Raw genomic sequence first — 14,690 nt, 5'->3', positions numbered from 1 at the left:
AAACAATCAATCCCGGTAAAGAGGTAAGCTATGACAACGATGAAAAATAAAGATTGCATAAGAACAATTTTATATTATTTTTTTGCTATATTGATTTTGCTGTATACGATTCTTCCAATCTTGTGGATAGTGTTTACATCATTTAAAACGGAATCGGAAATCTTTGCGGCGCATCAGAAAATTCTTCCCGATTCATTTTTATATATTGATAACTATAAAGCGATCCTAAATAAAACGGCTTACGGTAGATATTTTATTAACAGTATGATTATTACGCTTTTTTCGACGGCGCTCGTTATGATTTGTGCGATATTTTCAGGGTATAGTTTTTCGTCGACATTCAATTTTAAGGGAAAAAACGCATGTATGATTTTTATCATTGTTGCACGAATGATACCGGAAATTGCAATTATTATTCCGATGTATTTTTTTCTTCAAAAAATCGGATTATACGATACAAAACTCGGTATCGGACTTGTCATCAGTGCAATGGCATATCCGCTTGCGGCATGGCTTTTAAAGACTTTTTTTGACGACATCCCGATGTCGTTATTCGATGCCGCAAAAATAGACGGGTGTAATTCATTACAAACTCTTCGTAAAATAGTACTGCCTATTTCGGGACCATCGATTTCGAGTACGCTTATTATTACGTTTTTGACAATTTGGAATTCTTTTTTAATTCCGCTTTCTTTATCGAAAACGGTTCAAGCAAAAACTTTTTCTATTGCCATTTCGGAATTGGCATACAGCGAGTTCGGCGTAAGTTGGGGTAATATTTCGGCATTGTCCGTTATTGCCGTTATTCCGATGTTCTTAATCGGTATCTTCGCTCAAAAATATATTATAGCCGGCTTGACAAGCGGATCCGAAAAAGGGTGATGCCGATAAAACGATATAATTGGCAGGAGATATATTTAATAAAAGAAATTGATTAGATGAAAATTTCCGTATGGTATTTTCATAATATTACGGCTTTTGACAATAATCGATTTTTATCCTATACTTTTCGGCTACCGATCGATAAATTCCGTATCTGTCTATAGAGTAACAACACAGTGTATCTAATGTTTATGACACATACGGATTAATTACTTTGTCGATTTATATAAACTCTGCGAATATGTCATAGAGGCACAAAAATGAGCGACCTAAAAAATCCCGAGAAATTGATCGTAAATTCTTTAAGCGACCAGGCCTATGTCAAATTGAAAGAGCATATCCTCAACGGGACATTAAAATGGGGTGAACGGCTTGAAGTTATTAAAATAGCACAGGCATACGATGTGAGCCGTGCACCGATTATTAAAGCCATAGAAAAACTTGCCATAGAACAGCTTGTAATTATTATTCCGAATAAGGGCAGTTTCGTTATTACTCCGACTGCAAAAGACATCAACGCGGTACATGAAATCCGGACAATGATGGAAATCACCGCCTGTCGACTTGCGTTTGAAAAACACTGTGATGAAACGGGATATCAGTTGCGTGACAATCAAAACGCATTCCGGAATTTTGATGATTTTAATATTTTTCTCAGTTACGACAGAAAATTTCATGAAATTATTTTTAAAAATGCGGATAACGTTCGGTTATTTGAAATGTATAGTACCGTACGGGCACAAAGCGAATTATATCGAACAAAAACGTTTTTCTTTGTTAATAAAGAAAAAGCATTGCACGATCATAACAATATCGTAGTCGCTTTTGAAAAAAAAGATTTAAATCTCGTACTCAATTGTATGAACGCCCATATGCGTAACGTATATGAAGACAGCATTAATTCCCTCTCCTGATTTCGGCTTTACCGAAAAAGCGCCGCCCTTTCCGCCTCTTCTTTCAATACGGAATTCCGTCGGCTGCAGGCGCGGACATGTGCTTCGATGAAAAGACGAGAGCTACGAGCGTAACGATGTACGGGAACACTTTGAAGATGACCGTCGGCACGACGTTGAGCGCGGGGATCGCCTGCGACACGTTTGCAAGCGTCGTAAAAAATCCGAAAAAGAACGTCGCGCCTAAAATACCGAGCGGCTTCCACTGCCCGAAGATGAGCGCCGCGATCGACAAAAAGCCGAGACCTGCGACGCTACCGTTGAACTCTCCGCTGTACGTGACGAGCATAACGCCGCCGCCGAGCCCCGAAAGCGCGCCGCTTGCGAGCACTCCGAACCAGCGCATCCTGCGCACATTGATGCCCGCGCTTTCTACCGCCGACGGGTGTTCGCCGCAGGCGCGCAGACGCAAACCGAAGGACGTGCTGTATAAAAGCCAAAACGAAAATCCCCAAAGGGCAAGCACGAGCCACGTCGACCAGTACGAGCGCGAAAAAAACAGCGCGCCGAGTACGGGGATCTTTGAAAGGAAGGGAATGTCGTCGCGCACGATGCCCATGACGATAGGAATATTGCCGCTTCCGGTGACGAGGCGCGCGACGTATACGGTGAGAGCGGCAGCGAGCATATTGATCGCCGTTCCGGAAATCGTCTGATCGGCTTTCAGATTGATCGATGCGAACGCGTGAAGCGACGCGACGAGCATACCGCACAGCACTCCCGCCGCCAAGCCGAGTGCGATATACGCGGTGTGCGGCATTGCATTTTCGGTGAGTTTGATGACGAATGCGCTTCCGAAATAGCCTGAAAGCATGAGCCCTTCAAGCCCCAAGTTCGTAACGCCGGAACGTTCACTGTAGAGACCGCCCAAACTCGTGACGAGCATGGGAATCGTATATGCGATGACGTACGGAAAAATCTGCGAAAAAAGTTCCCACATATCAGCGGCCTCCCTGCGCCGCACGCTGCGCGTTATCGGCATTGTTACTATTTGCTTTTCGCTTTCCGCGTATGTTGCGGAAAACGCCGTTCCACAACCGTTCGAACAAAATACTCGTCGCGGTAAAGTAGATGATGACGGATATGATCGTGTCGGCGATTTCAGGCGGAACGGACGTCATCGCGTTCATAAATCCCTTGCCCGACTGCAGTATGCCGAAAAATATCGACGCGAGCAAAACACCGACGGGCGTCGAAGCGCCGAGTAAGGCGACCGCTATGCCGTCGAAGCCTTGTGACGGCATGACGCCGATTTGCATATTGAGCGAATAGCCCGTGTAGTAAGAAAGACCGGCCAGTCCTGCAAGCGCACCTGAAATCATCATGGACAAAACGATGCTCGAATTTACGTTGATACCTGCATATTCCGCGCAGCTTTTATTTGCGCCGACGGCTTTTAAACTGAAACCGAGCGTCGTTTTGCTCAAGCAAAACTGCACGGCGACGAGGGCGACGATCGCGATAAAAACGCTTAAATTGATATAAGTAGAACCGGCAAAGAGATTAGTAAGCCACGGAGTACGGAGCGATTGCGTTACGGCGATTGCGGAACTTTCCGTTTCGAGCGACGGCCCTTTGAGATACGCGGGAATATAATAATACACGCTCCAATAAGCGATCCAATTCATCATAATCGTCGATACGACTTCATGCACGTTGAATTTCGCTTTAAAAAAACCGGGGATCGCAGCCCACAGCGCGCCGCCGAGCACTGCGCACAGGATCAATGCAATGAGATAGAGCGGACGCGGCAAAAAGAGATAATGCGCGGCTATCGTCGCGACCAGTCCTCCCGCGAGCATTTGCCCGGAACAGCCGATATTGAACAAGCCCGTTTTATACGCGAACGCAAACGCGAGTCCGGTAAAAAACAGCGTCGTCGATGTTGCGATCGTGTTTCCGACGCGCTCCGAATTCATAAGGCTGCCGCGGAACATATAGAGATAAGCTTCAAGCGGATTTTCTCCGATGGCCGCCATGAGGATGCCGCCCGCGACAAGACCGAGCACGACGGCGCTCAACGCAATTAAAAACGTCCCGCTTTTCCGCTCTTCGTGCTTTTCTCCCCGACGCTTTTTCGCTTCGGCGTGTTTTTCGATATGCGTTGCCCCGTGCTTCATCGCTGCGTTCCTCCGTGTTTGACGCCCGCCATCATAAGGCCGACCGCGTGTTCGTTCGTCTCTTGTGTTTTTACGATATCGATAAGTTCGCCGCCGCTTATGACGGCGATTTTATCCGACAGATTGAACACTTCGTCGAGTTCGAGCGAAACGAGCAGCACGGCGTTTCCCTTGTCGCGCTGAGCGACGATCTGTTTATGGATGTATTCGATCGCGCCGACATCAAGCCCGCGCGTCGGCTGAACGGCGATGAGCAGTTTCGGTTTAACGGAAAGCTCTCGTCCGATGATGAGCTTTTGCTGGTTTCCGCCGGAAAGTTTTCCCGCAGGCGATTTTATCCCTTCGCCCGAGCGAACGTCGAAATTATTAACGACGTCTTCGGCGTAGGAGTTGATGCATTTATCGTCAAGGATGCCCCGCTTGCTGAACGGCCAGCGGTAAAAATCCTTTACGGCGATATTTTCCGCAATCGATTCGGTCGGGATGATGCCGCGCTTTTGCCGATCTTCCGGAATATGCGCGATGCCGCTTTCGTTGCGTTCGCGGATCGTAAAGGACGTCGCATCTTCCCCGTCGATAAAAATCGAACCGTCTGCGATCGGCGTCAAACCCGTGATCGCTTCGACGAGTTCGCTCTGCCCGTTCCCATCGACGCCGGCAAGTCCGACGATTTCACCTTCATGCACCGAAAGCGAAAAGTTTTTGACGCCTGCGACGTTTTTCGCATTCATGACGGAGAGGTTTTTGATTTCGAGGATCGCCCGCCCCGGACGCGAGGGCGCTTTATCGACTTTAAAACTTACGGGGTGTCCGACCATCTTCGCCGCCATATCCTGCATACTCGTAGAAGCGACATCGACGACGCCGATCATTTTTCCGCGCCGGATGATCGTACAGCGGTCGGCGACCGTCTTTATTTCGTTGAGCTTATGCGTGATGAGGATGATCGATTTGCCTTCTTTGGCAAGATTTTTCATGATACCCATGAGATCGTCGATCTCCTGCGGCGTAAGCACTGCCGTCGGTTCGTCGAAGATCAATATCTTCGCGTCGCGGTACAGCATTTTGAGTATTTCGACGCGCTGCTGCATACCGACGGAAATATCTTCGATCTTCATATCGGGATCGATGTTGAGTCCGTACTTCTCGCTGAGCGCTTTAATTTTTTTCGACGCTTCCCTCCGGCGCAAAACGAAAGCGCCTTCGTTTCCGAGGATGATATTTTCGGTGACGGTAAAATTGCGCACAAGCTGAAAATGTTGATGCACCATGCTGATGCCGAGTTTCGTCGCATCGTTCGGATTTTTGATCGCCTCTTCTTTGCCGTGTACTTTTATCGTACCGCCGTCGGCATGATAGAGCCCGAACAAAATACTCATGAGCGTCGATTTGCCCGCTCCGTTTTCTCCGAGTATCGCGTGGATTTCGCCGTCTTTTACCTGCAGCGTGATGTCGTCGTTTGCAACGATGCCGGGAAATTCCTTTCTGATGTGAAGCATTTCGATTACGTAATTATCGCCGCCCATTCACGCCTCCGGTTATACACTTGAGATTATATTGAGTAGGTTCAATTTCGAGTTTTCTAAAACTCGAAATTTTCCATCCGTTTCGCGTACTAACTGAATGGCGAGTTTGGAAAACTAAATAAAATTATGCTTACGGCGAGGTTCCGGCTGCGTGCCGTTTCGAGCGTTAGGCTTGCGAAAGCCTGTCTTAAAAAGCTCGACCCCGGCTAAGCGGACGGGTTCTCGCTGTAAGCACAGCTTTATTAGCTGATATTTTCCAAACTCGACATTTGACCTGCACAGTATAGCACAGATTGCGAAATTGCGGTATAGGATTTTTTGCCGGTAGTGTAACGGTGTGCGGGAAACTTACTCACAAAAAAACCGCCCCGAGCCGGAGTTTTCCCCGCACTCAAGACGGTTTTATAATTTGTAATTGGTAATGTGTAATTCAATTGTTAATTGGTAATGTGTAATTTGTAATTAAATTATCAATTATCCATTACACATTATCCATTAATTAATCGATTCCACTTCTTCTTGGGTTAGACCGGTAGCTTGCATTATCTTTTTTACGGGATCCCCAAGCTGTTTTAAAATCCGAGCCGTTTCAAGTGCTCTTTGGCGCGAACCGTCGGAAAAAGCTATTTGTCTTTCTTCAGCTCTCTGTACTGCAATGTCCGTATCATAATCATATTCGGCTACTAGCATGTTTATTATCTCTCTTTTGCAAATATGCAGGCATCTGCTGTGTCGCACGCCAAAAATAAACGCTCAACGTATAGTCGATACGCCTGTGGTACTTTTTTGCCTAACTCCTTGTATCTGCTCCGCCTATTTGCAAAAGTGCTGATTCTTATAGAGCTTTTATCTCTTCAACGGAAAGCCCTGTTCCTTCGGCTATTTTAGCAATATCAAAGCCAAGCCGTTTAAAAGCCTTTGCTGTTTCAAGTGCTTTTTGGTATGACCCGTCGGCGAAGCCTTGTTGTATTCCTTGCTGTATACCAATCCTTAAACTTTCGTCTCTCTGTACGGCTATATCCGTATCATAATCGTATTCGGCTACTAACATATTGATTCCTCTCAAAAAACTTTTGCAGGAAGTATCAACTTCCGAAAAAGTTTTTTCTGTGCGCACGAGCGCACCCGTACTATAGTCGAGTTTGCGACGCAAACTCGAGATAAAAAGCGGAGGCACTATTTCAGCCGATGCTTTTTATTGCACTTCCCGTGATTTTCGTTCCAAGTAATCCCGCAAAATATCATTCTGAATACACTCTTTTCATCGATACACCGTTGAGCGGTGTCCTATTTCGATGACGGTAATAATCAATTTATCGTCACAGATGCGGCATAAAATGCGGTAATCGCCGACGCGGTACCGCCATAGTCCTGAAAGATTTGAAGTAAGCGCTTTCCCGCGGGAACGCGGATTATTAAGTGAAGCGATTTCGCTCATATATTTTTTGATTCGGCTTTGTATCAGCTTATCGAGCCGTGAAAACTGTTTGCTCGCCGCCGGAGCATATTCAACTTTCATTTTAGTTACAGTCCAAGCTCTTTATACAGAACATCGGCAGGTATTGCAGCTTCCCCGCTTTTTTCAAAGTCATTCCACGCTTTTTCGGCACACATGGCATCTTCGGCATCTTCCTTCAATTCGGCAAGGTAGCGGCTGAGGGCATTTTCTAAGACGGTATCTTTTGCCGCACCGGTCATTCGGGCTGCCTGTTCCAATTCTTGATACAGTTTATTTGTCATGGTCATTGTAGGCATAGCATACCTCCTGTTTTTCATTATACCACAGATTAAACGACTTTAAAAGGGAGCGATGCAATTATTAAAAAGAGAACGCCCGCGCACAAAAAACTTTTCCCCGTATGGGCGTCCTGCCCACTTTCACTCCTTTAAAAAAAGCCGAAGTTTTCTCCGGCTTGAGAGCAGTCAGACTGTTTAATTCCCGGCATGGATGCCGCAAAAGCCATACGTAACCGAGTTTGCGGAACAAACTCGAGTTGGGAATTGCACACGGAAGTGCAATTCCCATACCGACACGGATGAACCTACATCTCAACAGATTCTCCGGCCGTATCGTATTTATACATCTTCCATTTCTTTACCGTTTTTGCGTTTTGAAAGGCGCTCTGCAGTGCCGGCGGTGCGGTAAAATCGGTATGGTTGCCTTCGCTAACGCCTGCTTTTTCGGTGTAAAGAACACAGAATCCAATTGTAACCGACGGTAAATCGTCAAAGATTTTTGTAAACGCTTGGGCATCAAGCCGATTTCTGTCGCAGTACAGACGGTGCAAAGCGGTGCAGTTTTGCACGTTAAGGGAGGTAAGCCCGTTGCCGTTGCACTCCAGAGCTTTCAAAGCGGTGCAGCCTTGTACAGTAAGCGTGGTAAGCTGATTATCGTTGCAGTACAGCTCTTTCAAAGCACTTAAGTTTTTTACGTTAAGAGAGGCAAGCTTATTGCCGTTGCAGCGCAGCGTTTGCAAAGCGGTTAAGCCCTGTACGTTAAGCGTACTAAGCTGATTATCGTTACACCCCAGCTTTTGCAACAAGGTTAAACCTTGTACATTAAGCGCCGTAAGCTGATTTGTGCCGCAGGTCAACTTTTGCAAAGCGGTACAGCCTTGCACATTAAGAGAGGTAAGCCGATTGCTGCCGCCGGACAGCCATTCCAAAGCGGTTAAGCCATGTATGTCAAGAGAAGTAAGCTGATTGGTGTAGCAGTGCAGCGTTTGCAAAGAGGTGCAGCCTTGTACGTTAAGCGTGGCAAGCTGATTTTTGGGGCAGTACAGCTCTTTCAAAGCGGTTAAGCCCTGTGCATCAAGAGAAGTAAGCTGATTCGTGCCGCAGAGCAGTGTTTGCAAAGAGGTGCAGCCTTGTATAGTAAGCGTGGTAAGCTGATTTTCAGCGCAGGACAGATAGTACAAAGTGCTTAAGCCCTGTGCGTCAAGAGAAGTAAGCCGATTGCGGCCGCACTCCAGAGCTGTCAAAGCGCTTAAGTTCCGTATGTTAAGTTCGGTAAGCTGATTGCCGGTGCACTTCAAACTTGTCAAAGCACTTAGACCTTGTACATTAAGGGCGGCAAGCCGATTGTCGGGGCACTCCAGTATGGTGATTTTGCCTTTTAGGACTACCCGTGTGCCTGTTGCATTCAGTTCCGTTTCCGTCCCGTGTGCAAGAGAGGTTTGAGTGCAGCCTGCTACCGTTACGGGGTTGTGGTCGGAGGTATATGCCTGAACTTTAATGGCGGGCTTATCGCTGCTCAGGACAAGCACGGCACATCCCGTTACGGGGGCGGCTGCTATTTGTTCTGCAGTATAGTCGGTTGTTTTTTCAAGCAGCATAATCTGGCTGTCGCCGCCTGCTTCAACCGTTTTCAGCTCCATACGGCCGGCTGAAGGATAACTGACGGTATATTCCGTGCCCTCCATAGTAAGCGTGTTTCCCGAAAGGGTGTAGGATTGGCTGCTCTCTTCACCGACAAGTCCGTTTTTTTCGGGAACCGACATACCGCTAAACTCATCCGCGTTATACATCCATCCCCTCTGAAAACACATATAAGACTGCCGTTTGGCGCCGGTGTTACCGGAATTATCCGGATCCTCGCACTGAACGGGAAAATTGTCCGTTTGCGTTACGCCGCCTGTAACAGTTGTTGCGGAAACCGCTTTCCATACGCCTTCGATAGGCGAACTGCCTCCGCCTGTGTTGCCGCCTCCGCCGGAATTGCCGCTTTCGTTGTTCCCGCCCGCCGCATTCGGGCAGGCGGTAAATATTAACGATGCGGCAAGCGCCAATGCGGCTATGGCGAGCGCCGCTCCTCCCTTTTTGTTGTGTGAGTTCATATACACTCCTCCTCGTTTTAATTGTTAATGTGTGATTTGTAATTACCAATTATCCATTGCGATTATAAATTTGCGTGCGGATATAAAAAAAACGCACGGGGACGGTGAGTCCTTCGTGCGTATTGTGCGAAGTTTATATTGTATGTCCCTTATGTACTGACCGGTATGCGGCGGATGAGCGGAATCAGCCCTCAGCAGAGAAGCAGAGAAGCAGAGAAGCAGAGAAGCAGAGAATTTTGTCGCAGCCGCAGAGGCGTGTCAAGTGTCCCGCTGCAGAATTGCAGGCAGGCGGCCGCACCTACGCGGAAAGCGGAGGAATACTGTATTATGCGCTCTCTCATACTTTCAGTATAGGGCATATAATAAGAATTGACAAGCAGTGTTCGAAAAGTGTTCGAAAAGAGCGGAGCGCGCCGTCCGTTCCCGATCTTTTACTACAGCGCGATCCTTCCGCGGAAGCTCCGCATTAAAGTCAGCTTATCGGTATATTCCAAATCGCCGCCGACGGGAATGCCGGATGCAAGGCGCGTCACTTTTACGCCGCCGATTTTTGCAAGGAGCTGCTGCACGTACAATGCCGTCGTATCGCCTTCTACCGTCGGGTTCGTCGCGATGATTATCTCTTCGATGTGTTCGTCTTTTACGCGGGAAATGAGGGAGGCGATGCGCAGCTGATCGGGGCCGATGCCGTCGATCGGAGAAATCACACCGCCGAGCACGTGATACAAACCGGTGTATTCGTGTGCGCTTTCTATCGTCTGCACGTCCTGCGGCTGTTCGACGACACAGATGAGGGTTTTGTCGCGGAGCGGGTTCGAGCAGATAGGACAGGGATCGTCTTCCGTCCACGAACCGCAGATCGAACACTGTTTGATTCTGTCCTGCAACACCGAAAGCTGTTCTGAAAAACGGTTCACATAGGCGCGATCGGATTTTAATAAATAATGCACGATGCGCGACGCGCTCTTTTTTCCGATGCCGGGAAGATGCGAAAACGAATCGACAAGTTCTTCGAGCGTGTTCATACATTCAATCCGGGGATATTGAGCCCCTGCAAAAGCGAACCGGTTTTCGCTTTGATTTGTTCCTGTATATTGGCGATCGCATCGTGGTGAGCGGCGACGATCAAATCTTCGAGCATCGCGACATCGCGCTTGTCGACGCAAATGGGATCGATGTGAATCGCAGTCATCTCCATTTTTCCGTTTACGGTAACGGTAACCATTTTGCCGCCGGACGAACCCTCGGCGGATAACGCGGCGAGCTCGTCCTGCATCTTTTGCGCTTCTTCTTTGAGCTTTGCCGTATTTTGCAACAATTCAAACGGATTCATCTATATCTTTCCCCCTACTATGCTTCCCTTAAAAACACTGCACAGGATTTTTATCTGCTGCGGCACTTCCGCCGGCCCCGCCGCCTCTTCGATTTCTTTTAAACCGACCGAAAAATCCATGCGCCGCTCGCACACCTTTTCAAGCGTCCGCAAAATCGCGTCGCGCTGCCGTTCAAGCTGCGCCTTTTGATACGCCGTCGCGGCCTGCGTCGAAATCGCATCGCCTGAAATTTGCCACGGGGTCGTCGTCATAAGCGCTGCAGCCGTCGGCGCATCGTGTATGCCGAGTTCGGCGATAACGCTCCCGCGAAGCTGTGCAATGGTAATCGTGCGGCCGCCGCCCGTTACATAGGCTTGCGTTTCAGCCTCCGCTTCGCCCGGGCGCTCAACGTGCAGCGGAGGAATATGCGCCGCTACGACCAAATCGCCGCTTTCATCCGCGTCGTCGTTTCCATTTCCCTCGTCGATTGAAGTCTCATCGCTTTCGTCGATGTCATTGAAATCGTCGGAGGAAAAGTCATCTCCCCATGAAGGAGCGCTTTGAAAGGGCGGCTGCATTTCCGGCAGCCCGTCGTTTTTCACCGCCGCTTGTTCAGGCGGCACGGCCCCGCCGTTATAAAAAGGGCTTTCGTTCTCCGGCGCCTGTTCCGCGAGGGCTGAAAAACGCGGCATGGCTTTAGGCAGTTCTGCACTTACACGGCTTTGCGCCGAAGACGCAAAAGCATTTTGAGGAATGCTTTTCGATCGTTCGGCATTTTCATCCTTCTGCACCGATGTTTGCGCAGTCGGTGCCGCTTGCGCATACGCCGCATTGCTCCCGATCGATTGACGCGCAGCCCGTCCTGCCGCCGCATCGGTTCCGGACGATTGTCCGGCAGATTGTGCATTCGCCGCATCGTTTTGTGCAGCGCGTCCCGCATCTTGCACCGAATGCACGGGAGATCCCGCCGTCAACAATGCACGGGCGGAGTCGATCGCGGATTTGACTTCGGCGGGCGACACGTACTCGGAAAGCCAGCACAAACGCGAAAACGCAAGTTCGATTTCGTAGCGCGGCGAAAGCGAATAACGGATGTCGCGGTAGAGCTGCAAAAAAATCGAAAGCGCGCGCTCGACTTGCACCGTATTCCACGCTTCGATGACGGCGGAACTGTAACGTTCGGCCGAACTGCCGAGCAGCGATTCTTTTGTAATGCCGTTTTTAATCAATAAAAGACTTCGGATATAATTCGTACTGTTTGCGATTAATTGTTCGATCGAAATACCCGATTCGAGATACGCGTCGAGTACGCCGATCGCGTCGTCGGCTTTGCCCGCCGCACACTTTTCAAATAATTCGTTGAGTCTGTCCACGCCGACGAGACCGAGCTTGTCGCGGATTTTGTCATAGGTGATGACGCCGTCGCTGAACGCCGCAACCTGATCGAAAAGCGTATACGCGTCGCGGATCGAGCCGGTCGCCTCTCGCGCAATCCAATAAAGCGCTTCATCGTCCGCTTGAATCGACAATTCACGTACCGCATCGGCAAGCAAATCTTTTATCTTTTCTGCGGAAACGAGACGGAAATTGAATTGCTGACAACGGCTTTTGATCGTAGCCGGAACTTTTTGCAACTCCGTCGTCGCAAAGATAAAGACGACGTAGGGCGGCGGCTCTTCGATCGTTTTTAAAAGCGCGTTGAACGCACTCGTCGAAAGCATGTGCACTTCGTCGATGATATAGATTTTATAGCGAGACGAATTCGGCGGAAACATCACTTCGTCTTTGATTTGGCGTACGTCGTTCACGCTCGTATTCGACGCGCCGTCTATTTCGATAACGTCGAGGCTCGCGCCTTTCGTGATTTCCGTACAATGCGCGCAGGTGCCGCACGGAGAAGGCGTCGGCCCGTTTTCGCAGTTGAGCGCTTTTGCGAGGATGCGTGCCGTAGACGTTTTGCCGCAGCCGCGCGGACCGGAAAACAAATACGCATGAGCGATCTGATGCGACGAGATCGAATTCTTTAAAGTTTCCGCAACAAATTCCTGTCCGACCAAATCGGAAAATTGCTTGGGCCGCCGCCGCGTCGCCGTAACTTCGTAAGCCATAAAATGAGTGTAATATAAAACGCTGAAATCGGCAACGGGAAAAAGCGGGGTATGTACCTTATTAAAAACAAAAAAGCCGCTCCGACGCGTTCGCTTTCGGAACGTTCGGAGCAGCTGTATTTATCGGCTTCTCGCGTTTACGACGATTTCACCGAAGTAAGCTCAGCACATTTTGGCTTGATTGATTCGCCTGTGCGATCATAGCCGTGCCTGCCTGTGAGAGAACGCTGTCTCTCGTGAAGTTAACCGTTTCTTTTGCCATGTTGGCGTCGCGGATGCGGCTCTCGGATGCTTGGAGGTTTTCCGCACCGATATCGAGACCGACGATCGTCTTTTCGAGACGGTTTTGATATGCACCGAGGTCGGCGCGCTGCTTGTTGATTTTTTTGATCGCTTCGTCGAGCGTACCGATCGCACGGTTCGCTTCATCCGGCGTTTCGAGAGTCATGATCGATTCGTCGCCGACATTGCGGAGACCGAGAGCCATGGCCGACATCGTGCCGATGAAAACTTGCGTGCGCTGATCCATGTTCGCACCGATGTGGAACCACATCGAACCGGTAACGGTGTTTTCTCCCGTCGGGCGGGCAAAGCGGCCGGTGAGCATGTTCATACCGTTGAACTGTGCCGCGCTCGCAACGCGGTCGACTTCCGCGATGAGCGAAGAAACTTCGACTTGGATCTGCATACGGTCTTCAGCACTGTAAATACCGTTGGAAGACTGAACGGCCAGTTCACGGATGCGCTGGATAATGTCGGTCGTTTCCTGCAGATAACCTTCCGTCGTCTGAATGAACGAAATGCCGTTCTGCGCGTTCGTCGAGGCCTGATTCAAGCCGCGGATCTGGCTGCGCATTTTTTCCGAAACGGCGAGGCCGGAAGCATCGTCTCCTGCACGGTTTATTCTCATACCAGAGGACAGCTTTTCCATGTCTTTCTGTTGGGAAACCTCCGTGAGTCCCTCAGCGCGAGTTGCAAACATAGCGCTCATATTGTGATTGATAACCATAAGTAATCTCCTTCAGCTTTGGTATCAGACAAACCGTACTCGGCTTGTTTTGGTTTTATCACCTTACATACTAATCATCGGAATTCGGCAAAAAGACATTAGTGTTTTTTTTATTTTTTTTAGGAAGGCTGCAAGGTTATACGTTGATAAAAGACGGAGCAATGCTGTGCATACAAGATGCGTTTATATGGATGAGCACAAACTTTCAAGTGGATCGAAAGCGCGCAAACAACTGTGTATGAAATCCTTGAATTTTAAGGAAGGTTTAAATTGAACGTCTGAGATAGCGCCGTTCAATTTAACTTCGAGTTTCGGACGAAGCCGAAACATCGCTTATTAACTGTGCGCTTCCGCGCACGAATTCAACATTCTCCAAAATTGATATTTTGTTCGACTATTGAATTCTAAAGAATGTTAGTGCTATACTCGCGCTATGGCTAACGAAAACATTGATATGTGCCCGTGCGGTTCCGGCAAAAAATATGCGGCCTGCTGCGGACCCGTCGTGACCGGCAAAACAAAGGCCGCTACCGCGGAAGCGCTCATGCGTGCGCGGTACACGGCCTACGTCGTACATGAAATCGACTTTATCGTAAACACATGCAAAGCGGGCGAAGACCGAGGCGACATAGACCGCAAAGCGACTGAGGATTGGAGCAAGCAGTCCGTGTGGCACGGCTTGAAAATCCTGCGTACCGAAAAAGGCACGACAGGCGATACCGAAGGCATCGTCGAATTCGAAGCCGATTATACGCGTCACGGGCTTCGCGATAAACATCATGAAACCGCAGCGTTCGAAAAATCCGACGGCGAATGGCTGTATACGACGGGTAATCTCAAAACGACGACGATCCGGCGGGAAGGCAAAAAAATCGGACGGAACGATCCCTGCCCCTGCGGCAGCGGGAAAAAATACAAACAATGCTGCGGACGGTAAACGCGG

The 14,690-nt window shown here is 49.0% G+C and carries 14 protein-coding genes and 1 pseudogene; 3 read left to right on the top strand and 12 right to left on the bottom strand.

Annotated elements, in window-relative coordinates; genetic code table 11:
• Window positions 1–264: 264 nt before the first annotated feature.
• Together JSQ97_RS05120 and JSQ97_RS05115 are read left to right on the top strand one after the other, a co-directional pair.
• Window positions 265–882, top strand: coding sequence for a carbohydrate ABC transporter permease (locus JSQ97_RS05120; protein WP_205075065.1), 618 nt, complete (start codon window positions 265–267; stop codon window positions 880–882).
• A 260-nt stretch (window positions 883–1,142) separates the two neighbouring features.
• On the top strand, window positions 1,143–1,796 hold the full coding sequence (locus JSQ97_RS05115) for a GntR family transcriptional regulator (RefSeq protein ID WP_255519628.1): 654 nt from the start codon (window positions 1,143–1,145) through the stop codon (window positions 1,794–1,796).
• A 43-nt stretch (window positions 1,797–1,839) separates the two neighbouring features.
• On the opposite strand, the gene JSQ97_RS05110 is transcribed toward JSQ97_RS05115, so the two are convergent.
• The 12 genes and pseudogenes from JSQ97_RS05110 to JSQ97_RS05055 all read right to left on the bottom strand — a co-directional run bounded on the left by JSQ97_RS05110 (window position 1,840) and on the right by JSQ97_RS05055 (window position 13,747).
• Window positions 1,840–2,775, bottom strand: a complete 936-nt coding sequence (locus JSQ97_RS05110) for an ABC transporter permease (RefSeq protein ID WP_205075063.1) — start codon at window positions 2,773–2,775, stop codon at window positions 1,840–1,842.
• A 1-nt stretch (window position 2,776) separates the two neighbouring features.
• Entirely contained in the window at window positions 2,777–3,955 is a 1,179-nt protein-coding gene (locus tag JSQ97_RS05105; RefSeq protein ID WP_239446946.1) for an ABC transporter permease, read from the bottom strand.
• A complete protein-coding gene (locus JSQ97_RS05100) occupies window positions 3,952–5,481 on the bottom strand; it encodes an ABC transporter ATP-binding protein (RefSeq protein ID WP_205075062.1) in 1,530 nt (509 codons plus the stop codon). Before JSQ97_RS05100 ends, JSQ97_RS05105 begins: the two co-directional genes overlap by 4 nt.
• Window positions 5,482–5,976: 495 nt before the next feature.
• The gene (locus JSQ97_RS05095; protein ID WP_205075061.1) at window positions 5,977–6,171 is read right to left on the bottom strand and encodes a hypothetical protein; all 195 of its coding nucleotides are present in this window, start codon (window positions 6,169–6,171) and stop codon (window positions 5,977–5,979) included.
• 145 nt (window positions 6,172–6,316) lie between these two features.
• Window positions 6,317–6,538: pseudogene (locus JSQ97_RS05090) on the bottom strand (hypothetical protein); the annotation flags it as partial.
• Between the two features lie 204 nt (window positions 6,539–6,742).
• Window positions 6,743–7,000: a type II toxin-antitoxin system RelE family toxin gene (locus JSQ97_RS05085; RefSeq protein ID WP_205075060.1), complete on the bottom strand. Its 258-nt coding sequence runs from the start codon at window positions 6,998–7,000 to the stop codon at window positions 6,743–6,745.
• 5 nt (window positions 7,001–7,005) lie between these two features.
• A complete protein-coding gene (locus JSQ97_RS05080) occupies window positions 7,006–7,236 on the bottom strand; it encodes a hypothetical protein (RefSeq protein ID WP_205075059.1) in 231 nt (76 codons plus the stop codon).
• A gap of 287 nt (window positions 7,237–7,523) precedes the next feature.
• Window positions 7,524–9,317 (bottom strand): leucine-rich repeat domain-containing protein, encoded by a 1,794-nt coding sequence (locus tag JSQ97_RS05075; protein WP_205075086.1) that lies wholly within the window; start codon window positions 9,315–9,317, stop codon window positions 7,524–7,526.
• A 434-nt stretch (window positions 9,318–9,751) separates the two neighbouring features.
• Window positions 9,752–10,342, bottom strand: a complete 591-nt coding sequence (recR, locus tag JSQ97_RS05070) for a recombination mediator RecR (protein WP_205075058.1) — start codon at window positions 10,340–10,342, stop codon at window positions 9,752–9,754.
• Window positions 10,339–10,650: a YbaB/EbfC family nucleoid-associated protein gene (locus JSQ97_RS05065; RefSeq protein WP_205075057.1), complete on the bottom strand. Its 312-nt coding sequence runs from the start codon at window positions 10,648–10,650 to the stop codon at window positions 10,339–10,341. The genes recR and JSQ97_RS05065 overlap by 4 nt, the downstream gene beginning before the upstream one ends.
• A complete protein-coding gene (dnaX, locus tag JSQ97_RS05060; protein WP_205075056.1) occupies window positions 10,651–12,738 on the bottom strand; it encodes a DNA polymerase III subunit gamma/tau in 2,088 nt (695 codons plus the stop codon).
• A gap of 148 nt (window positions 12,739–12,886) precedes the next feature.
• Window positions 12,887–13,747, bottom strand: a complete 861-nt coding sequence (locus tag JSQ97_RS05055) for a flagellin N-terminal helical domain-containing protein (protein ID WP_205075055.1) — start codon at window positions 13,745–13,747, stop codon at window positions 12,887–12,889.
• 433 nt (window positions 13,748–14,180) lie between these two features.
• On the opposite strand from JSQ97_RS05055, the gene JSQ97_RS05050 reads away from it, so the two are divergent.
• Complete coding sequence (locus JSQ97_RS05050; protein ID WP_205075054.1) at window positions 14,181–14,684, top strand: YchJ family protein; 504 nt, start codon at window positions 14,181–14,183, stop codon at window positions 14,682–14,684.
• The last annotated feature ends 6 nt before the right edge of the window (window positions 14,685–14,690 follow it).

It is taken from the genome of Treponema sp. Marseille-Q4523 (assembly GCF_016901105.1).
Lineage (GTDB): Bacteria > Spirochaetota > Spirochaetia > Treponematales > Treponemataceae > Treponema_D.
The sequence above is the reverse complement of the archived record's forward strand: the minus strand, read 5'-3'. Positions and strand labels throughout refer to the sequence as shown.